This is a genomic window from Algibacter sp. (assembly GCF_039977455.1).
In the GTDB taxonomy this organism is placed as follows: domain Bacteria; phylum Bacteroidota; class Bacteroidia; order Flavobacteriales; family Flavobacteriaceae; genus Algibacter_B.
Genome location: NZ_JBDWDG010000032.1, coordinates 24,523 through 45,370 on the forward strand (window position 1 = coordinate 24,523; position 20,848 = coordinate 45,370).

General features: G+C 33.0%; 18 protein-coding genes and 1 tRNA gene. 10 read left to right on the forward strand and 9 right to left on the reverse strand.

Annotation, left to right across the window (positions count from 1 at the left end; translation table 11 throughout):
* Window positions 1-71: 71 nt before the first annotated feature.
* The 3 genes from ABJM36_RS16005 to ABJM36_RS16015 all read left to right on the forward strand — a co-directional run bounded on the left by ABJM36_RS16005 (window position 72) and on the right by ABJM36_RS16015 (window position 2,488).
* On the forward strand, window positions 72-1,658 hold the full coding sequence (locus ABJM36_RS16005; protein ID WP_348452560.1) for a solute:sodium symporter family transporter: 1,587 nt from the start codon (window positions 72-74) through the stop codon (window positions 1,656-1,658).
* A 223-nt stretch (window positions 1,659-1,881) separates the two neighbouring features.
* Window positions 1,882-1,955, forward strand: a tRNA-Arg gene (locus ABJM36_RS16010).
* Between the two features lie 74 nt (window positions 1,956-2,029).
* Window positions 2,030-2,488 carry an RNA methyltransferase gene (locus ABJM36_RS16015; RefSeq protein ID WP_348452562.1) on the forward strand — a complete coding sequence of 153 codons (459 nt, stop codon included), beginning with the start codon at window positions 2,030-2,032 and terminating at the stop codon, window positions 2,486-2,488.
* Between the two features lie 13 nt (window positions 2,489-2,501).
* On the opposite strand, the gene ABJM36_RS16020 is transcribed toward ABJM36_RS16015, so the two are convergent.
* The 8 genes from ABJM36_RS16020 to tsaD form a co-directional block, all read right to left on the reverse strand.
* On the reverse strand, window positions 2,502-2,858 hold the full coding sequence (locus tag ABJM36_RS16020) for a hypothetical protein (protein WP_348452563.1): 357 nt from the start codon (window positions 2,856-2,858) through the stop codon (window positions 2,502-2,504).
* A complete protein-coding gene (locus tag ABJM36_RS16025) occupies window positions 2,855-4,039 on the reverse strand; it encodes a class I SAM-dependent methyltransferase (protein ID WP_348452564.1) in 1,185 nt (394 codons plus the stop codon). Before ABJM36_RS16025 ends, ABJM36_RS16020 begins: the two co-directional genes overlap by 4 nt.
* Before the next feature lie 8 nt (window positions 4,040-4,047).
* Window positions 4,048-5,136, reverse strand: a complete 1,089-nt coding sequence (locus tag ABJM36_RS16030) for an AI-2E family transporter (RefSeq protein WP_348452565.1) — start codon at window positions 5,134-5,136, stop codon at window positions 4,048-4,050.
* A 53-nt stretch (window positions 5,137-5,189) separates the two neighbouring features.
* Window positions 5,190-5,690, reverse strand: coding sequence for a TrmH family RNA methyltransferase (locus tag ABJM36_RS16035; protein WP_348452566.1), 501 nt, complete (start codon window positions 5,688-5,690; stop codon window positions 5,190-5,192).
* A gap of 59 nt (window positions 5,691-5,749) precedes the next feature.
* Window positions 5,750-6,391, reverse strand: a complete 642-nt coding sequence (locus ABJM36_RS16040) for a DUF4159 domain-containing protein (protein ID WP_348452568.1) — start codon at window positions 6,389-6,391, stop codon at window positions 5,750-5,752.
* A 6-nt stretch (window positions 6,392-6,397) separates the two neighbouring features.
* Complete coding sequence (locus tag ABJM36_RS16045) at window positions 6,398-7,102, reverse strand: 16S rRNA (uracil(1498)-N(3))-methyltransferase (RefSeq protein WP_348452570.1); 705 nt, start codon at window positions 7,100-7,102, stop codon at window positions 6,398-6,400.
* A gap of 2 nt (window positions 7,103-7,104) precedes the next feature.
* On the reverse strand, window positions 7,105-7,737 hold the full coding sequence (locus tag ABJM36_RS16050; RefSeq protein ID WP_348452572.1) for a peptidylprolyl isomerase: 633 nt from the start codon (window positions 7,735-7,737) through the stop codon (window positions 7,105-7,107).
* 554 nt (window positions 7,738-8,291) lie between these two features.
* Entirely contained in the window at window positions 8,292-9,314 is a 1,023-nt protein-coding gene (gene tsaD, locus ABJM36_RS16055) for a tRNA (adenosine(37)-N6)-threonylcarbamoyltransferase complex transferase subunit TsaD (protein ID WP_348452574.1), read from the reverse strand.
* 165 nt (window positions 9,315-9,479) lie between these two features.
* Between tsaD and ABJM36_RS16060 the strand changes: the two genes are divergently transcribed.
* From ABJM36_RS16060 to ABJM36_RS16090, 7 genes are all read left to right on the forward strand, one after another.
* Window positions 9,480-13,877 carry a translocation/assembly module TamB domain-containing protein gene (locus ABJM36_RS16060; RefSeq protein WP_348452576.1) on the forward strand — a complete coding sequence of 1,466 codons (4,398 nt, stop codon included), beginning with the start codon at window positions 9,480-9,482 and terminating at the stop codon, window positions 13,875-13,877.
* A 141-nt stretch (window positions 13,878-14,018) separates the two neighbouring features.
* Window positions 14,019-15,005 carry a 6-phosphofructokinase gene (pfkA, locus tag ABJM36_RS16065; RefSeq protein WP_348452578.1) on the forward strand — a complete coding sequence of 329 codons (987 nt, stop codon included), beginning with the start codon at window positions 14,019-14,021 and terminating at the stop codon, window positions 15,003-15,005.
* A 17-nt stretch (window positions 15,006-15,022) separates the two neighbouring features.
* On the forward strand, window positions 15,023-16,030 hold the full coding sequence (gene gap, locus ABJM36_RS16070) for a type I glyceraldehyde-3-phosphate dehydrogenase (RefSeq protein ID WP_348452580.1): 1,008 nt from the start codon (window positions 15,023-15,025) through the stop codon (window positions 16,028-16,030).
* A 197-nt stretch (window positions 16,031-16,227) separates the two neighbouring features.
* Window positions 16,228-17,088 (forward strand): N-acetylglucosamine kinase, encoded by an 861-nt coding sequence (locus ABJM36_RS16075; protein ID WP_348452582.1) that lies wholly within the window; start codon window positions 16,228-16,230, stop codon window positions 17,086-17,088.
* 11 nt (window positions 17,089-17,099) lie between these two features.
* Window positions 17,100-18,317 carry an ATP-binding cassette domain-containing protein gene (locus tag ABJM36_RS16080; protein ID WP_348452584.1) on the forward strand — a complete coding sequence of 406 codons (1,218 nt, stop codon included), beginning with the start codon at window positions 17,100-17,102 and terminating at the stop codon, window positions 18,315-18,317.
* Between the two features lie 164 nt (window positions 18,318-18,481).
* Window positions 18,482-18,769 carry a hypothetical protein gene (locus ABJM36_RS16085; RefSeq protein ID WP_348452586.1) on the forward strand — a complete coding sequence of 96 codons (288 nt, stop codon included), beginning with the start codon at window positions 18,482-18,484 and terminating at the stop codon, window positions 18,767-18,769.
* 558 nt (window positions 18,770-19,327) lie between these two features.
* Window positions 19,328-19,870 carry a transposase gene (locus ABJM36_RS16090; RefSeq protein ID WP_348452587.1) on the forward strand — a complete coding sequence of 181 codons (543 nt, stop codon included), beginning with the start codon at window positions 19,328-19,330 and terminating at the stop codon, window positions 19,868-19,870.
* Window positions 19,871-19,957: 87 nt separating this feature from the next.
* Here ABJM36_RS16090 and ABJM36_RS16095 read toward each other — a convergent pair whose 3' ends face one another.
* Complete coding sequence (locus ABJM36_RS16095) at window positions 19,958-20,848, reverse strand: transglutaminase family protein (protein WP_348452588.1); 891 nt, start codon at window positions 20,846-20,848, stop codon at window positions 19,958-19,960.

Here is a 20,848-nt window from a genome sequence, read left to right on the forward strand (position 1 = left end):
GTGATATTCTCAATATAAATATATATATTTGATTCTTTATTAGAATAATACTAAACTAAACCACAAACATAATGTTAGGAATACTTTCATTTGCCGGCTTTACTATTTTGGTAGCCGTTATCGCTTATTATGCCACAAGAAGTACAAACGAAAAATCTTCAGATGGCTATTTTCTAGGGGGTAGAAGTCTTACTGCCGGAGTTATAGCAGGCTCTTTATTATTAACAAACTTATCTACCGAACAAATTGTAGGATTAAATGGATCTGCATATGCCGATGGTATTTTGGTTATGGCTTGGGAAACATTAGCAGCTATAGCTATGGTTATTACAGCTGTATTTTTATTGCCAAAATATTTAAAGGGTGGTATTTCCACTATTCCTACCTATTTAGAAAGACGTTTTGATACCACTACAAAGGCCATGACTTCTGGGTTGTTTTTATCTGGTTATGCTATTGTATTACTGCCAATAGTATTGTATTCAGGTTCTTTGGGTATAAGTGGCATGTTTAATCTTCCGGAAATGCTAGGAATAACAGAATGGCAGTCGGTTTGGTTATGTGTATGGAGTATTGGGATTATAGGTTCTATATACGCTATTTTTGGGGGCTTAAAGGCTGTAGCTGTTTCCGATTCTATAAATGCTATTGGATTACTAGTTGGAGGGCTTTTAATTCCAGTTTTTGGTTTAATGGCTATTGGGGAAGATGGAAGTATAACAAGTGGCTTAGCAAAATTAGCTAGCGATCATCCAGAAAAATTAAATGCCATTGGTGGTGCAGATTCGTCTATTCCTTTTGCTACTATTTTTACAGGTATGATGCTTGTACAGCTTTTTTATTGGGGTACAAATCAACAAATTATTCAACGAGCTTTAGGTGCTAAAAGTTTAGCGGAAGGCCAAAAAGGTTTAACGCTTGCTGCGTTTATTAAAATATTGGGGCCAATTATTGTTGTGCTTCCAGGTATTATTGCGTACCATAAATGGGGAGGAGAGGTTTTATCTAATAATGATATTGCTTACCCTAGATTAGTGGCAGAAGTGTTGCCAAAACCCATGGTTGGTTTCTTTGCAGCTGTTATGTTTGGTGCTATTTTGAGTTCATTTAACTCGGCGTTAAATAGTTGTGTTACCTTATTTGGTATTGATATTTACAAGCAGTTTATTAATAAAACGGCAGAAGAAAGTAGAGTCGTATCGGTAGGGAAAAAGTTTGGTATTGTACTAGCTGTGTTTTCAATGTTTGTAGCGCCATTTTTATATTATGCATCCGATGGTTTATTTGGGTACTTACAAACCGTAAATGGTGCATATAGTGTGCCTATTTTAACGGTTATTGTTGTTGGATTCCTTTCTAAACGTGTTCCGGCATTAGCTGCTAAAGTTGGTATTACTTTTGCCTTTGTGTTTTATGTTACGTATATCATTTTAGCGAAAGGTTTAGAAATGGATTTACCACACTTCTTACACTTCCAGTTTATGGCTTTTGTGCTTACCGTTATAATTATGTTAATTATAGGTAAAATAAAACCAAGAGAAACCGAATATGTTCAAGAATATACAAAAGAGGTTGATGTGACGCCTTGGAAATATGTGAAACCTGTAGGCCTAGCAATTTGTGTTGTTGTAATAAGTACTTATATTATTTTTAGCTAAAAAAATAAGATTTTAATATAAAAATCGTCAGAAACTATGTTTCTGACGATTTTTTTTTGATTATTTTGTATTAAAGGTCAACTGTAAAATATTTGTTATTAGGGATATAGCTTTTTACGTTTTTTAAATGTCATTTTATATTAAAAATTATAAACATTTCTTTTGGTTAGGTATTTAGTTAATTTTATATTTGCACACCGGAAAACGAAAATGTTTTCTTTGAGGGCTCTTAGCTCAGCTGGATAGAGCACCTCCCTTCTAAGGAGGCGGTCGCAGGTTCGAATCCTGCAGGGCTCACAAAAAGCTTCACTTTTAATAGTGAAGCTTTTTTGTTTTATATACTTTTGATTGCTTTTTGTGAAGTTATAGTTATGAATGATAATTTTAAAAATGAATTTTTTGGTATAGGTATTCAAAATGGAAAAACTCCCGAAAACCTAGGAGTTCTGTGGCGTACTGCTCAGAACTTAGGTGCTAGTTTTATATTTACTATTGGTAATCGCTATGCAAAACAAGCAAGTGATACCCATGATGCTGTTAAAGCCATGCCGTATTTTCATTATGAAACATTTGACGATTTTTTTAATAATCTGCCTAAAGGTGCGCGATTGGTAGGTGTGGAACTTACTGATACGGCCGAGGCGTTGGAGACTTTTCATCATCCAAGGCGTTGTGTGTATTTATTAGGCGCCGAAGACCATGGTTTGTCTAAACAAGCCATAGAGAAGTCCCATTTTTTAGTGAAATTCAAATCTGAGCTAAGCTTAAATGTTGCTGTGGCAGGAAGTATTGTACTTTATGATAGAGGTATTGATAAGCCTCGGTCTTAATACAACTGCGCTATTAATTTAAAATTTCTTTGACGCTATCCGTTCTAAAACAGCGCTCTTTTCCTAAATAATTAGGATCGCCGTGTTTTTCAGACCAAAAACCTTCCAATATATCTTTCGAGATACATTTATACACTGCAACACCTTTAAATACTTTATGATCCATTTTGTAATTAAAGTTAATTACAAGAATGTTATCGTTAAAAAAACCAGTTCCAAATTGTTCTTGTGTATTGTTAATTAGCCATTTTGCTTTAATTCTGTTGTTCTCATTAAGAGTTAAACTTAGTGAGCCTTTGTAGCTGTTTAATTCTTCATTTTGATTACTGCCTATTATAGTGTATTGACCAACTAAGTCCTGAAGCGTCATAGGTTAACTTTTTTAGTGATTAAAACAACTTTATTAGCATTTATATCTGTTGTGAAAAATAGATACGTGTTGCCACCGTCGTTAATTTTGAATTTATTCCTTATTTGTTGCACTGTTTCCGGGAAATTTCTTGTGGTTATATTGGCTTTTGTTATACCTAAGCGTTTAATGGCTTTTTTGTTATATGGAATAGAAGCTTCTATATTAAAAATACGTCCTGGAAAATCGATTAAAATAGAGCTTGTGTATATATGTGAATGCCTGTGAAGCTTACTAATATTTAGTTGTTTTGATATTTGATTAAACGCTCCAGATTTTAAAATAGCAGCATTAGGTTCATATAGATAGGTGAGTGCTAAGCTGTATTGTGGCTCGGACTGTTTTTCTTCGTTTAGGGTAAATGAAAAGTATTCTTCTTTTTCTTTTTTAATGTTTACCGTTCTGATGTTAATATCTTCGTTATATCCGTTTTCTAAAATCCAAAGTAACTCTTTAACCTCATTTTTTACGGCTACTACATGAATGGTTTTAACGTGTTTTAATTCATTAATTCCAACAGATATATCTAACAACGGTGATGTTTTAACCATGATATTGTTGCTGTGCTTAAAAAGCAGATCTAAATGTTCAGGAACATTAGGTAAGCAATCTTTTAAAAAAAAGACCTTCCCTTTCTGATCATGACGCCTAGAAGGATCAATATAAATCCAATCAAATTTTTTCTTGGAAGCTTCTAAATAGGAAATGCCATCTGCTTTAATGGTTTCAATATGGCTAACATTTAATTGATTATAGTTATGGTTAACTATGTCCGATAGGCTTTCATTTATTTCACAATGTGTAACCGATTTAAAAGTCTTTGAAAAGTAAAAACAATCTACTCCAAAACCACCTGTCAAATCAATTATGGAGTTGCCATTTAATAATTCCGATTTGTATTTAGCTGTAGTTTCAGACGAGGTTTGTTCGATGTTTAACTTGTTGGGATAGTATATTTTTTCAGTTGAAAACCAAGAAAAAAGCTTAGTTTTACATCGGTTTTTAGCTTCAATTTGTTCTACGATTTGTTTCGTGTTAATACCGGGAAACGATGTGCCTTTTAATAATAAATCACTAATTGCGATATTCGCATTGTGTTTTATAAAATCCTGTATATCAGTATTTAATATGTTTTTATTCAAAGTAAAAATTAAAGGTTTTTAGTCAGTTTTTTTACTATTTTGTTATCTGATAAAAAGGCCTTTAAAATTACTTTTATAGCAGTGTATGCAGGTACTGCTATTATTAAACCAATAACACCAAATAAAATACCAGTAATTAAAATAACTAAGAATATTTCCAGGGGATGGGACTTAACACTTTTTGAAAATATGATGGGTTGACTTCCAAAATTATCTACTAATTGTCCAATCATAAAAACGATAAATACCCAAAATGTTTTAGGTAAAATAACATTACTAAATGATTCACCAAGGTTACTTGTCATGGTTAAAGTAAGCATTAAAAAGGCACCAATAATTGGTCCAACATATGGTATTAAATTTAAAAGCGCACATAAAAATGCAATAACAACTGCATTTTCAACACCAATTGTTAACAAGCCTATCATGTAAATAATGAAAAGTATTAGGATTTGAAAAATTAGACCAACAAAGTATCTAGATAGCAAGTCTTTTATTTTAGTGGTAGAATTTTTCCAACGCGATTCTTTTGTTTCTGGAATAAAGGTTAACATTCCATTTTCAAACAATCTGCTATCTTTTAAAAAGAAGAATGTTATAAATAATACCGAAAATAATCCAACACTAAAACTCCCTAATCCGCTAATTACAGAGTTTAAAAAATCTGGTAGTATGGACAAATCTATTTTAGACATTAAATTAGATTCTTTAATTGAATTTTCTACATCAATTTGGCGAATGTCCAAATAGGAGATAACTTCTATATATAAGTTTTCAATATTAGATTGTAATTCATCAATGTTTAAAAGTGATAAATTGTGCCCTTGCTCAATAACCAACGGAATAAATAAACCAACTAAACCAACAAATAAACCTAGCAAAACCACTATGGTAATCACTACGGCGATGGTGTTTTTTAATTTTAGTTTGTTTTCTAAAAACAAAACGATGGGTCTCCCAATAAGTGAAATCACAGCAGAAATAGCTATATATCCAATTACGGATTGTATTTTGTAAAGAAAAAATAATATCAAAGCTATACCTAAAACGATGCTTATAGCTTTTAAAATACCGTTAGAAATGGTGTTTGAATTCATTTAGTAAATATAATATTATTTTAAGTGATGCGCCCTTCTAGTTTTGGATGCTCTTACTGTAGTTGTTTGGTTATTTCATATAGTGCAATATTAGTAGCTTGAACCACATTCATGCTACTATTTTGTCCAAACATATTAATGTGGATTACGGAATCAGAAAGGTTTAAAATGCTTTGGGATACTCCAAAGTTTTCATCGCCTATGACAATAGCTATAGGATTTTTGTTTGAAAATAAAGTTTCGTGTATGGCCGTACTAGTTTTAGTAATTTCTAAAGCTATTATTTGGTTCCCTTTCGATTTTAGTGCTTCTACTATGGGTAAAGCTGAATCCGAAATTTCAAAATTCACTACTTTTTCAGTAGCTCTAGAGGTTTTTGCCATTTTTCTGCCTAATTGGATATTTTTACCACAAAGGATTAGTTTTTCAATGCCAAAAGCATCAGCAATTCTAAATAAGCTACCAATATTAGGTGCATTGGTAACATTATCGCAAACTAATGTTATTGGGAATGTTTTTTTGTTGAAATTGGTGTTATAATGATTGAGTTGCATAATTAGTAAGCGGTATTGGTGTGTTTGAAAAAGGATTCCGAAGGTAAGGGTGAGAATGCTTAATTTTCAAAAACATATTTAATAATGTTTGCGCCCATTTTAAGTGCTTTTTCTCTAACTTCAACAGGATCGTTGTGCACTTCGGTATCTTCCCAGCCATCACCCAAATCACTTTCATAAGTGAATAGTAGTATTAATCGATCTTCATTAAAAATTCCGAAAGCTTGTGGACGTTTTCCATCATGTTCATGAATTTTAGGTAAACCATTTGGGAATTTATAGACATAATTAAATATGGGGTGGTTGCTTGGTAATTCAACCAAGTCTTTTTCTGGAAACACTTTTTTAAGTTCTTTGGTTATATAAGGCTCCATGCCGTAATTATCGTCGATATGCAAAAAACCACCAGACATCAAATAATTACGCAGGTTTTCGGCATCTATATCACTAAAAAACACATTACCATGTCCCGTCATATGTAATAGAGGATATTGAAAAATATCGGTACTTCCGGTTTCAGCAATGTCGGGTTTTGGATTTATACTTGTGTTTATATTCGTATTGCAATACGCAATAAGGTTTGGTAATGCTGTTGGGTTTCCATACCAATCGCCACCGCCTTTATATTTTAAAACAGCTAAATCTTGACTAAAAACGAAAAGGGAAAAAAGAAAAAAGAAAATAGATAAATAAAATTTCATGGTAAATTACTCGTTTACAAACGCAACGGAATGACACGCCACAATAGCGGCAGTTTCTGTTCGCAATCTAGTTTCACCCAAAGTTACAGGAATAAAATTGTTTTCGAGTGCTTTGGTTATTTCTTTAACAGAAAAATCGCCTTCAGGTCCAATTAAAATAGTAATATCGGTAGTGGGTTTTAACTGTTGTTTTAATGATTTTCTATCGGTTTCCTCGCAATGCGCAATAAACAATTCGGTTTTAAACCCTTGTTCAATAAAGGCTTGAAACGGTATAGCGTCATTCAATTTAGGTAAATAACAGCTTAAGGATTGTTTCATGGCCGATTGTAAAATGCGCTCAAAACGTTCGGGTTTAATAACCTTGCGTTCGCTATGGTCGCAAATAATAGGGGTAATACTGTCTATTCCTATTTCAGTTGCTTTTTCTAAAAACCATTCGTAGCGATCGTTCATTTTGGTAGGAGCAACAGCTAAATGTAGTTTATATTTGCGTTTAGGTTGGAGTGCTTTCGAGACTATTTTTGCGGTACATTTATTTATGTTTGGTACCGAAATTTCTGCAGTAAATAGCCAGCCATTACCGTTGGTAATGTATAATGTATCACCCATGTTTTTGCGTAACACCTTTACAATGTGTTTGCTTTCATCTCTGTTAAAAGTGAATTGACCTGTGTGTTCTGTTATGTCTGGGCTATAAAAAAGCTGCATTATTATTTGGATTCAACTATTTTTAAAACGTCTATTTCTAAAATTTCTTTTGGTTCATGTGTTTTTAAAATAACATAATACCAATTTTCAGAAGGTACATCTGCCGTAAAAATATCATTTAATTCATGGTTTTCGCTAAATACGCTATGCTCAAAAGCGGGATGTGTTTCAGCTTTTAAAAACCAACCTAAGTCGCCGCCTTTTTTAGCATTTGCATCCATAGAATATTGTTTTGCTAAAAAATCGAAAGGCGCGCCATTGTGGTATTTAGTTATAATTTTTTCTCTTAAATCATTAATTTCTTCAAGTTTGTACGTTTTGCCATCTATAAAAATATAAGACAATCTGTGGTACTCTTTTTTTGTTTTATTAATGACTTTATAATAGGTTTTTTCAAACTCACCATCATTAACTTTTTTGCCACCAACACCCAGTTTAAATAGCTCTTTAGCTAAAATTGTTTTATGTTTCTCTTCGTTAAAGGTAATTAATTTGTTTTTTTTAGATTTCTTCGTTTTTAAATAGCTTTCTACTTGCTCTTTTGTTTCTAGAATATCTAATTCTTTTTCAACCGAGGTTTGGGCGTTTACAAAAGCTGTGCTAATAAGTAATAAAACGAGTAATTTTTTTAACATTGGTGTAGGCTTTAATTTCGATTTCAAATTTAAAAGTAAATATGAGTCATTTTAAAAAAACTCAATAAGTTTTTAAGAAGATGTTGTTTATAACTTATTTTTCTGCGCTAAGCATTTTATAGAACTGATTATGGAGTTGGAAATTAATATAAGTTGGGACACTATAGCTGTACTGCAAACAATGATTAGAAAATAATCAATGGAAGTTTTATTATCGAACAAAGTAAAATCTTTGTTTTTGCCTATTAAAAATAAAGGACTTAAGAAATAAAGTGTGAGACAACAAAGGGTAATTAATGTATGAATTATAGTTAAATTTTTAGAAGGCGTAATTCTAAATATAGAATGTATGTAGTATATCAACCCGATAAATGCTAATACAAATGCAATTAAAATATTAAATTCAATATTTGAAATAACAAAATAATCTTGATGTATATTCCATGCTAATTTCGCATTATGGATTTTGGTAAATAAGGTGTAGCCCGTTAATACAGTTAGTGCTGCTGCAGACCAAAAATAAAGAAATGGTTTTGTCTGTAATTGATACATGTTTAAATCTTCAACCTCGCAGAAGCAATAACATCCTGTTTAGCAAAATCGCCTTCTAAAAATTTTAAATACCCAACAATAGCAATCATAGCTGCATTATCTGTAGTAAATTCAAACTTAGGGACGTAGGTGGTCCAACCAAATTTTTGCTCGCCTTCTTTTAAGGCTTTACGTATTCCAGAATTAGCAGAAACTCCACCGCCAATAGCAATATGTTTTATTCCTGTTTGCTTGGATGCGAGTTTTAATTTGTCCATCAATATCCCAATAATAGTATATTGAATAGAGGCGCAAATGTCATTAAGGTTTTCTTCAATAAAGTTAGGGTTTGCCTTAACTTCGCGTTGTATAAAATATAGTACTGCAGTTTTAAATCCTGAGAAACTAAAATTTAATCCGTCAACTTTTGGTTTTGTAAATTTAAAGGCTTTAGGGTTTCCTAAGGCGGCACGTTTATCGATTTCTGGTCCTGCGGGATAGCCCAAACCTAATATTTTCCCACTTTTATCAAAAGCTTCGCCAACAGCATCATCAATGGTTTCACCAATAACGGTCATATCAAAATAGTGATCCACTTTAACAATTTGTGTATGTCCGCCAGAAATGGTCATAGCTAAAAAAGGGAATGGCGGTTTATCATAACCATCTTCATCTATATAATGCGCTAATATATGCCCTTGCATGTGGTTTACATCAATTAATGGAATGTTTAAACCATAGGCCAAAGATTTTGCAAACGATGTTCCTACTAATAAACTCCCCATTAATCCAGGGCCTCTCGTAAATGCAATGGCATTAAGTTTATCTTTAGTAATGCCTGCTTTTTCCATAGCTTGATGCACCACAGGTACTATATTTTGTTGGTGCGCTCTAGAGGCTAGTTCTGGTACTACACCACCATATTCTTCGTGTATTTTTTGGCTTGCTATAACATTGCTTAAAATACGACCGTTATAAATTATAGAAGCCGCTGTATCATCGCAAGACGACTCAATTCCTAGAATGTAAATATTTTGTGAAGACATTAATAAATATTAGGCACAATAATTGTTAATTTTGAAAACGAATAAGCATCTTTGTGGTGCTTAGTAAACGTATATGCAAAAATAGTTTATTCTTAATAAAATTATAACTTTAAGGACATCAAAAAAATTCTAAAAATACTTTTAAAATTAGCAGGTATTTTGCTAATGTTATTCATCATTTTGGTGTTAGTACTTTCTATTCCTTTTATTCAAACAAGCTTAGGTAAATATGCTACCAATAGGTTAAACGATGATTTTAAGACAAACATAAATATCGATAAAGTTAGTTTACAGTTTAATGGCGACGTAGAAATTAAAAATATTTACATAGAAGATTTTAAAAAAGATACACTAATTAGTATTTCAGAATTAAATACATCCATTTTAAGCTTCAGAAATTTATACAAAGGCAATCTTGTTTTTGGAGATATTGATATTGAAAACTTACTGTTTCAAATAAAAACATATAAGGACGAGTCGCAAACCAATCTCGATGTTTTTGTCGATAGGTTTGAAAGCGATAACCCAAGAACGGGAAAAAGCAATTTTTTGCTTTCATCTAGTGATGTTTCCATTTATAACAGTGTTTTTATGTTATCCGATGAAAACAAAGAAACTACAAAAGTCCTACATTTTGAAGATTTAAATATTAATGCAACTAATTTTTTAATAAACGGAAGTGAGGTAAGTGCCAGAATAAATACTTTAGCTTTTAAGGATAGTAGAGGGGTGGAGGTTAAAAATATGATGACCAATTTCGCTTATACTTTAACGGATATGACTTTTGCAAACTTGGAAATAAAAACGCCAGGTTCAGTGTTAAAAGGCGATTTAAAGTTTTTGTATCAGCGTGAAGATTTGCAGTATTTTGTTGATAAAGTTAAGGTTGACGCTAGTTTTAAAGATTCAAAGGTGTTATTGGACGAGCTTAATACATTTTATAATGAATTTGGAGTAAACCAATCGGCGACCTTTAGTACGGATGTTTCTGGAACCTTAAACGATTTAAAAACGAGTAATTTAAAATTAAATACAAATTCTAGAACTAGAGTTTATGGCGATATTAATTTTAAAAACCTGTTTAATAAAGAGGATCATAATTTTTATATGAGTGGTAACTTTAGTAATCTATCCTCTACATATAAAGATTTAAAAGCGCTATTGCCAAATGTTTTGGGAGACGCTATACCGTCGTCTTTTGATCGTTTGGGGTATTTTACAGTAAGGGGAAATTCTCAAATTACATCTTCAAAAGTTCTAGCAGATATTGAAATTGATACCGAATTAGGTTTTGCAGACTCTAATCTTGAAATCACAAAAATTAATGATATTGATAATGCCGACTACAAAGGACAAATAATTTTCCAACAATTTGATTTCGGAACATTTTTGGATGATCCAAACTTTGGAAAAGGCTCTTTAGATTTTGATGTAAACGGTAAAGGTTTTACAGCCGAAAAAGTAGATACGCAAGTAAAAGGAGAAGTTTTCGAGCTAATTTATAATACCTATAATTACAAAAACATTAAAGTAGCAGGTAATATACAGAATAAAATTTTCGATGGTAATTTAAACGTTTTTGACAAAAATTTAAAACTAAACTTTACAGGATTGGTAGACTTTTCTGAAACCATAAAAAAATACGATTTTGAGGCTATTGTGGATTATGCGGATTTAAATACTCTTAATTTTGTTAAAAAAGATAGTATTTCTATTTTTAGAAGTCGTGTTAAAATGAATATGAACAGTAGTAGTTTTGATGATGCTGTTGGTAAAATAGCGTTTACAAAAACGAGGTATGAAAATGAAAACGACACTTATTTTTTCGAGAAATTTGATATTTCGTCAAGGTTTGATGATGATATTCGCTATGTAGAGTTTATTTCGCCAGATATTATTGAGGGGGCATTAAAAGGTCATTTCCTTTTAAAGGATTTAAAAAAGCTATTCGAAAATTCTATCGGTCATATATATACCAATTATATTCCGCATGAGCTAGATATAGACCAAAGTATCGATTTTAACTTTAAGATTTATAATAAAATTGTAGAAGTTTTTTATCCAGAACTAGAACTTGCAAAAAACACATATATAAGAGGTCGTGTGGAAAGCGAAGAGGAGAATTTTAAGCTTACTTTTAAATCGCCTAAAATTAAATATTTAAAGGGTTTTGCTAATAATATTGAAGTGCAAGTTGATAATAGCAACCCGTTATTTAATACGTTTGTTGAAATTGATAGTTTAAACACCAAATACTACAATGTTTCTAAATTTAATTTAATTAATGTAACGGTTAGTGATACCCTTTTTATGAGGTCTGAGTTTTCTGGAGGAAAACATAATAATGATAGTTTTAATTTAAGTTTTTACCATACTATTAATGAAGCTAACGAGTCGGTAATTGGTTTTAAACAATCGGATATTACCATGAAGGATAATAAATGGTATATCAATGAGGAGCAAGATAAATTTCATAAATTAACTTTTGATAAAAAGCTAACTAAATTCGATATCGATAAGTTTAGGGTTAATCATAATAACGAAGAGATTAAGTTTTCTGGTTTTGTTAGAGACTCTACCCAAAAGGATATAAAATTAAATTTTACCAATGTAGATTTGGCTAAAATTACTCCAGATATTGATAGTTTGTCATTAGCCGGAAATGTTAATGGTAAGTTAGATATTTTACAGCAAAACGGCAGTTACTTGCCAAATTCAACCATTGTAATAGACGATTTAAAGGTTAATGATTTCTTGTTAGGGTCCTTTGATGCGACTATAAGTGGTAATGAATCCCTTACCAATTACACGGTTGATGCTACTATAAAAAACGATATTACAAGATCATTTGCTGCAAAAGGAGATATTTCTGTTTCAGGTAAGCAATCGGCTATTAATGTTACTGTAGATTTTAATGCCTTTAACCTATCGCCCTTAAATCCTCTGCTGGATGGTGTGTTAGCCAATATTAGAGGGGAAGCTAATGGTAGTATTAATGTTATTGGCAATTTAAAGAAACCCGATTTTAATGGCGATTTAATAGTTAAAAATGGTGGCTTAGGTATTCCTTATTTAAATGTTGATTATAGTTTTAATACCAATGCTTCCGTAACGCTAAAAAATCAAAGTTTTGTGTTTAATAGAATCATGTTAACCGATACTAAATACAAATCTAAAGGGTTTTTAGATGGCTCTTTAAGTCATGTTAACTTTGGTAAATGGAGTTTAGGCTTAGATATAACAACACCAAGTTTGCTTATTTTAGATACTAAAGAATCTGAAGAGTCCTTATATTATGGTACAGGTTTTATTGGCGGTCGTGCAAGTATTTATGGGCCAACCGAGCAATTAGTGATAAGTGTTGTAGGTGAAACTAAAAAAGGTACCGTATTTAAAATTCCATTAAACGATTCAGAATCCTTTGGTGATAACTCCTATATTCATTTTATAACTAAAGATGAAAAGGAAGCTCGAAAAATGGGAGAGGAAGTGGTTTATGAGGAAATAAAAGGACTTGAACTCGACTTTGAATTAGATGTAACCCAAGATGCCGAAGTAGAAATTATTATCGATAAAGAAACAGGTCATTCCTTAAAAGGACGTGGTGTAGGTGGTGTTTTGGTCGAAATAAATACCAATGGGAAATTTGATATGTGGGGGGATTTTGCTGTATTCGAAGGGGTTTATAATTTTGCTTATGGCGGTATTATACAAAAACAATTTATAGTTCAACCAGGTGGTACAATAGCCTGGAATGGGGATCCGCTTAAAAATACAACCATTGATATGTTGGCTATTTATAAAACTCAAGCAAATCCATCACCGTTACTTGATAATCCTATAAATAGAAGTATTCCTGTGGAATTAAACATTGCTATTACTGGTGATATCGAACAACCGGTACCAGAATTTAGCTTTGAGTTCCCTAATGTTACATCAACCATAAAGTCAGAGCTTAATTACCGATTGGAATCTAAAGATGAACGCGATACGCAAGCCTTGTTTTTGGTGTCAACAGGATCATTTTCAAGTGGTTTAAATACTTTAAATGCCTCTGGAACTATTGCCGAACGATTAAACGGTATTTTAAATAGTATTTTTGCTTCCGAAGACGGAAAGGTTAATGTTGGTTTAAACTATGAAGCCGGACAAAACAGACCAGATTATCAAACGGATGATAGGTTTGGTGTTACGCTACAAACTCAAATTAGCGACCGTGTATTAATAAATGGTAAGGTAGGAGTTCCTGTTGGTGGAGCAACTAGTACTGTGGTAGCAGGCGATGTTGAAATAAATTTTCTTTTGAATGCAGAAGGAACCCTTACAGCCAACGTATTTAACAGAGAAAATAGTATCCAAAACTTTGGTGAAGATATTGGTTATACCCAAGGTGTTGGGCTTTCATATAATGTAGATTTTGATACTTTTAAAGAGTTGCTACAAAAACTCTTTAAAAAAGCCGAAACAGACGAAAATGCTAGTCTGGAAATTCAAGAAGAAAAAACTGAAGAAAATGCCTTGCCAGGTTATATTTCAATCGAATCACCTTCTAAAAAAGAGTAGTTTTTTCAGGCTGTTTCCCAAATCATTAGTTTTTTTTATCAACTAAAACGTTATAGTTTTTAAACTGTTGTTAATTTACTGTAATTGCCATAGATATGTGCTTTTTGTTTAGTAATTTTACTTTATTAAAATTGAAAATTAATGCCAAAAACAATAAAAAAAATAGCAGTTTTAACCTCTGGAGGCGATTCTCCGGGCATGAACGCAGCAATACGTTCGGTAGTTAGAGCTTGTGCTTACCATAATATAGAATGTGTTGGAGTTTACCGCGGTTACGAAGGTTTAATTGAAGGTGATTTTAAACAAATGGATGCCCGAAGTGTAAAAGGTATCATTAATAAAGGAGGAACTATTCTTAAGTCGGCAAGATCCAATGGATTCAGAACCGAAGAAGGACGAAAAAAAGCTTTTCAAAACTTAGTAGATGCAGAAATTAATGCATTAGTTGTAGTAGGAGGAGATGGATCGTTTACAGGAGCTCTTATCTTTAATCAAGAGTTTGGTTTCCCAGTAATGGGTATTCCTGGAACAATTGATAATGATATTTTCGGAACGTCCCACACTTTAGGGTTCGATACTGCTTTAAATACAGTAGTTGAAGCTATTGATAAAATTAGAGATACTGCCAGCTCGCATAACCGATTATTCTTTATTGAAGTTATGGGGCGCGATGTTGGACATATTGCATTAAATGCAGGTATTGCCGGTGGAGCTGAAGAGATCTTAATTCCTGAAGAAGATTTAGGATTAGAAAGATTAGTAGAGTCTTTAAATAGGAGTAGAACATCTGGTAAATCGTCTAGCATCGTTATTGTTGCTGAAGGTGATAAAATCGGAAAGAATATTTTCGAATTAAAAGACTATGTTGATGAAAACATGGAAGGCTACGATGTAAGAGTTTCAGTTCTTGGTCATATGCAACGTGGTGGCGCACCATCTTGCTTCGATAGAGTTCTTGCTAGTAGAATGGGTGTGAAAGCGGTAGAGTCCTTGTTAAATGGTCAAACCAATTATATGGTAGGGTTAATTAACGGAAAAATGGAACTTACTCCTTTAGATAACGCCATTAAAGGAAAAACAAAAATAAACTTAGAATTATTGCGTGTCTCAGATATCATGAGCACTTAACATTTATAAACACGATTATGTCAAAATTAAAAATTGGAATTAACGGATTTGGTAGAATAGGTAGAATTGCTTTTAGAGTAGCAGCTTCTAGATCTAATGATATTGAAGTAGTAGGAATTAATGATTTATTAGATGTAGATCATTTAGCTTACTTATTAAAATACGATTCTGTTCACGGACAGTTTGATGGAACTATCGAAACTAAAGATGGTAACTTAGTAGTAAACGGAAATACAATTAGAGTTTCTGCAGAGCGTAACCCAGAAGATTTAAAATGGGATGCTATTGGAGCAGACGTTGTTTTAGATTGTACTGGTATTTTCACAACTTTAGAAGGTGCACAAAAACACATTACTGCTGGAGCTAAAAAAGTAGCTATTTCTGCACCATCTGCAGATGCACCAATGTTTGTAATGGGAGTTAACCATAAAGATATTACTGCCGCTGATACTATCGTATCTAACGCATCTTGTACTACTAACTGTTTAGCACCATTAGCTAAAGTAATTCACGATAAATTCGGAATTGCTGAAGGTTTAATGACAACTGTTCACGCTGCAACTGCTACACAATCTACTGTTGATGGTGTTTCTAGAAAAGATTACCGTTTAGGTCGTGCATCTTTAAACAACATCGTACCTGCTTCAACTGGAGCGGCTAAAGCTGTTGGAAAAGTAATCCCATCTTTAAACGGTATCTTAACTGGTATGGCTTTCAGAATTCCTACTGTTGATGTATCTGTAGTAGATTTAACATGTCGTTTAGAAAAACCGGCTCCATGGGCTGAAGTTAAACAAGCTTTAAAAGATGCTTCTGAAGGTGAATTAGCTGGTGTTTTAGGTTATACTGAAGAAGGTGTTGTATCTCAAGATTTCGTATCTGAGCCAAAAACAAGTACTTTCGATGCTAATGCAAGTATGGCATTAAACGATGGTTTTGTGAAATTAGTTTCTTGGTATGATAACGAGTTTGGTTATTCAACTAAATTAATTGATTTAGCTCAACATATTGGGTCTTTAAAATAATTTATTTATATATTTCCACAGTATTATTCAAAAGGATAATGCTGTGGATTTTTTATTGAAATTTTCTTTTGTTTTTTTCTATAGAAAAGAATAATAACTAGTTAAATTACTCCCAATCCATATTGGGATTTCATTTTTATCGCTGCTTTTTTTAATAAAGATTAAGCAACGTTAATAACATTTTAATTTTAATACTTATGATTTTAATAGTTGATAGTGGTTCTACAAAATCAGATTGGTTAGCTGTAGATAGTAATGGAAATAGATTAATGGATAAAATCCGTACTAAAGGATTAAATCCAGCTATTCTAAGCGAGAAGAAACTAAAAAAACTCATTAAAAAAAGTGAAGAATTAAAAACAAATGCCGATAAAGTAACACACGTGTTTTTTTATGGCGCAGGTTGCGGCACAGAAAATGCTAAAGAATTATTAAGCACCGTTTTAAAAGACATTTTTGCCAATGCCCATGTGGAAGTTAATGAAGATACTTTAGCAGCTGTTTACGCTACTATTAATGATCCTAAGGAAGCTGCCGTGGTTTGTATTTTAGGTACAGGTTCTAACTGTAGTTACTATGATGGCGAAACCTTGCATCAACGTGTTATATCGCTTGGCTATACATTAATGGACGATGCTTCTGGTAATTACTACGGTAAGCAATTAATAAGAGATTATTACTTTAATCACATGCCAGAAAATGTTAGAATCGCCTTTGGAGCGAAGTTTAACATGGAGGCCGATTTTATAAAATACAATCTATACAAGCAACCAAGTCCTAATGCATACTTAGCAAACTTTGCCGAGTTTATGTTTTTGCATAAAGATTCAGAATACACTATAAATCTTATTAAAAAAGGTATTAGAGAGTTTGCAACCAATATGATTATGCAATATAAGGAAGAGCTTAAAACCGTTCCTGTGCATTTTGCAGGTTCTATTGCCTTTTTTGCTCAAAAAGAAATTAAAGAAGTTGCAGACGAAATGGGCTTTACCGTCGGAAATTTTGAACGTAGACCCATTGATGGTTTAGTACCTTTTCACACTAAAAACTTATAGGTTTAAAAAGGGTGCCAAAACATAAAGCATTTTACATTTCTAATACAGCGCGTAAACCAGAGCTTATTAAAACCATTACTTCTGGGGCATGGTTTAATGATTTAAACGATTTAAAAAGCGCTATATTTTCGGAGTTTACTATAAATGCGTTTATAGAGGAAGAGCTGCGTCATGGCCATTACGATGTAAAAACGGCAACCAAAAACAGCCTTAAAAATTCATCTGAAGGGGAACGTAAACGCGCTTTACTCAATCATATTTTAGAATCTAAACCGGATTATATTGTTTTGGATAATGTTTTTGATTGTTTAGATGTGGCAGCACAATCTAGAATTAAAAACACCCTTACAAATTTAAGTCAAGACGTTATAATTATCCAGCTTTCCACCAGAAGGCGCGATATTTTAGAGTTTATAGACGATGTCTATGTTATCGAACATGGCGAGCCAAAACTTTATGTAGCCACCGAAGAAGAGACTCATAAAAACTTCACACAAAAATTACCACAACCTTATCAAACCGAAAGGGAAACCTTTAACCCCTTAATACAACTCAATAAGGTATCGGTTAGTTATGGCGAACGGCCTATACTTAACAAGATCTCTTGGGAAATTAAACACGGCGAGTTTTGGCAACTTATTGGGCCTAATGGTTCAGGGAAAAGTACGATACTGTCATTAATATCTGGTGATAACCCTAAAGGCTATATGGTTGATATGCGCTTATTTGGCATAAAAAAGGGGAGTGGCGAAACCGTTTGGGATATTAAAAAAAATATAGGCTTTTATACCTCCGAGATGCTACGCGGTTTTAAACGCAGAGACACCATAGAAAGTATGATAGTTTCTGGCTTTTTAGATTCTGTAGGGCTTTATAAACACCCAACCGATAGGCAAATTAATATTGCACACCAATGGTTAAGCCTTTTAAACATGCTGCATATAAAAGATAAAAGCTTCCAGTTTTTATCGAATGGCCATAAGCGCTTAGTGTTAATAGCTAGAGCTATGGTTAAACACCCACCTTTACTTATTTTAGACGAACCGACTAACGGTTTAGACGATGCCGATGCCAAACTATTCTCAGAGTTGGTAAACAAAATAGCCCAAGAAAGCGAAACAGCTATTATTTACGTATCGCACAGAAAAGAAGAATTTATTACTCCAGATTTTGTTTTTGAACTTACACCCCACGCAACGGGTTCTGTAGGTCGTCAATTATTCGACTAGTGGTATTTATCTTAGGTGTAATACGTAATAGATTACATTTATAGTTTTTATATTTACGAGGGTAATGACTTGTGGAAATATGTTGTGTCCTGAACTGTTTGTGGGATATGAAATGTAGAAGTTATTGTATAACGAGTTACTTTTAATAACAAAGAACGACATAATTGAAAGATAAAAGCCAATGGATACACGAAGCAATAAAACTACTCTTAGTAGATGGGGAAGGTCAAATATTTTCTAGACTGGAAAAAGTAGAAGTTGAGTTAGAAATAGATGAAACTGAGGCAAAAGGATATTGCTATTGTTTAAAACTAGATGGAGATGGTAAACCAAGAACAAATGACTTAATCGAATTTGTACTTACTAAAATAGTTGACTATTCACTACCGAAAAGGCAACAGGACGAAGCCCCCTCGCTAGCGCGAGCGTCCCGCTCGTGCCGTCAAGAGTAAGCGAAGTATCTATTTTAAGATTAGAGTAAAGATGTTGAAGCAAGTTGATTTTAGTTAGTATAACAGCACAAGCAAGATGCTTGCGCTAGCAGGAAGTAGTGTTTTTTAGATTACAGTAAAGCGGTTTAATTAAGCGGATTTCCCCGCTAGCGCGAGCGTCCCGCTCGTGCCGTCAAGAGTAAGCAAAGTATTTATTTTAAGATTAGAGTAAAGATGTTGAAGCAAGTTGATTTTAGTTAGTTTAACTGCACAAGCAAGATGCTTGCGCTAGCGAAATATGAATGAGTATGAAATATAAATTTTCGTGACGTCAAGTGTATGCGAAGTATCTATTTTAAGATTAGAGTAAAGATGTTGAAACGAGTTGATTTAAGCTAGTTTAACTGCACAAGCAAGATGCTTGCGCTAGCGAAATATGAATGAGTATGAAATATAAATTTTCGTTGCGTCAAGAGTAAGCGAAGTATCGATTTTAAGATTAGAGTAAAGGTTTTGAAGCGAGTTGATTTTAGTTAGTTTAACGGCACAAGCAAGATGCTTGCGCTAGCGAAATAAAAAATGAGTAGAAAATATAAATTCCATAATAAGCAAGGAGCATACTATATAAGTTTTGCAACAGTGTATTGGTTAGATGTTTTTACTCGACAAGAATATTTTAATGTTTTAGAGGAAAGTATAACGTATTGTAGGGCAGAAAAAGGTATGGAAGTATATGCTTATTGCTTTATGCCAAGTCATGTACATTTAATATTTAGGTCTGCTAACGACGATCCATCTGGACTAATACGAGATTTTAAAGGTTTTACTGCTAGAAAACTCATAAAAACAATAGAAGAGAACCCACAAGAAAGTAGAAAAGAATGGTTATTATGGATGATGGAACGCGCTGGAAAAAATAAAAGTAATGTAAAGCACCTTCAATTTTGGCAACAACATAATAAACCAATTGAATTATGGAGTGATAAAGTTATACAGCAAAAGATTGACTATATACATAATAATCCTGTAGAATCAGGTTTTGTTACAAACCCAGTTGATTGGAAGTACAGTAGTGCAAGAAATTATCAGGACGACCAAACTATTTTAAAGGTTGATGTCTGATATGATTACAAATAGTGTTTTTTAGTTTGTTCAATAGTACAAGCAAGATATTCGTGCTAGCCTAAAACTAATTATTAAAAGCTACGCCTAAACCGCAGGTCGAATATCCACAGCCACTTTCATTTTATTAGCTCCCGAACTATAAATAACTCCTTTTAAAGGCGGCACATCGTAATAATCGCGTCCATAAGCCACAACAATATGTTGGTCTTTGGGTATTTGGTTGTTGGTAGGATCGAAATCAACCCATCCAAACGTAGGGATGTAAATGGAAAACCAAGCATGAGAAGCATCGGTACCAACTAACTTTTCTTTTCCCGGAGGTGGTAAGGTTTCAATATAGCCACTTACATAACGTGCTGGTAAACCTATCGATCGAATACAAGCGATAGCTATTTGCGCAAAGTCTTGACAAACCCCTTTTTTGTTAACCATAACCTCGTGTATTGGCGTGGCTACGTTTGTAACATTAGGGTTAAACTCAAAATCCTTAAAAATACGTTCCATGAGCTCGTACGCCGCTTCAAAAATAGAACGATTGGGTTTAAAAGATGCTTCGGCGTAAGTCCTAATATCTTTCGATATATTGGCAATTAAAATAGATTCTAATTCAAATTGTTTAATATGTAAATGCCCTCGAGTTTCGATTTTTAGCGCTGCTAAAGCTTCTATTAAGGTTATTTTTTGACCGCTTTCCGATTTGTAAATATCAGGTTCCAACGTGTGGTCGCGAAGTATTTTACTAAGAGCGGTTACTTTTAAAGTTTTATGCTGCTCTTGTATGGAAAACCGAGTTATGGTATTTCCGAAAAAGTCTATTTTTTCTGAGAATTCGGTTGGCGTTGGACTAATATCTAACTTATAATCAACAACTGTTTGCCCCAGTATATCCTTAGGTTTTATAGTGGCTATATTATGGCAGAAGGTTACACCAACTTCATATAAATAACTTGTAGTATGGGATATTTGATATAACAT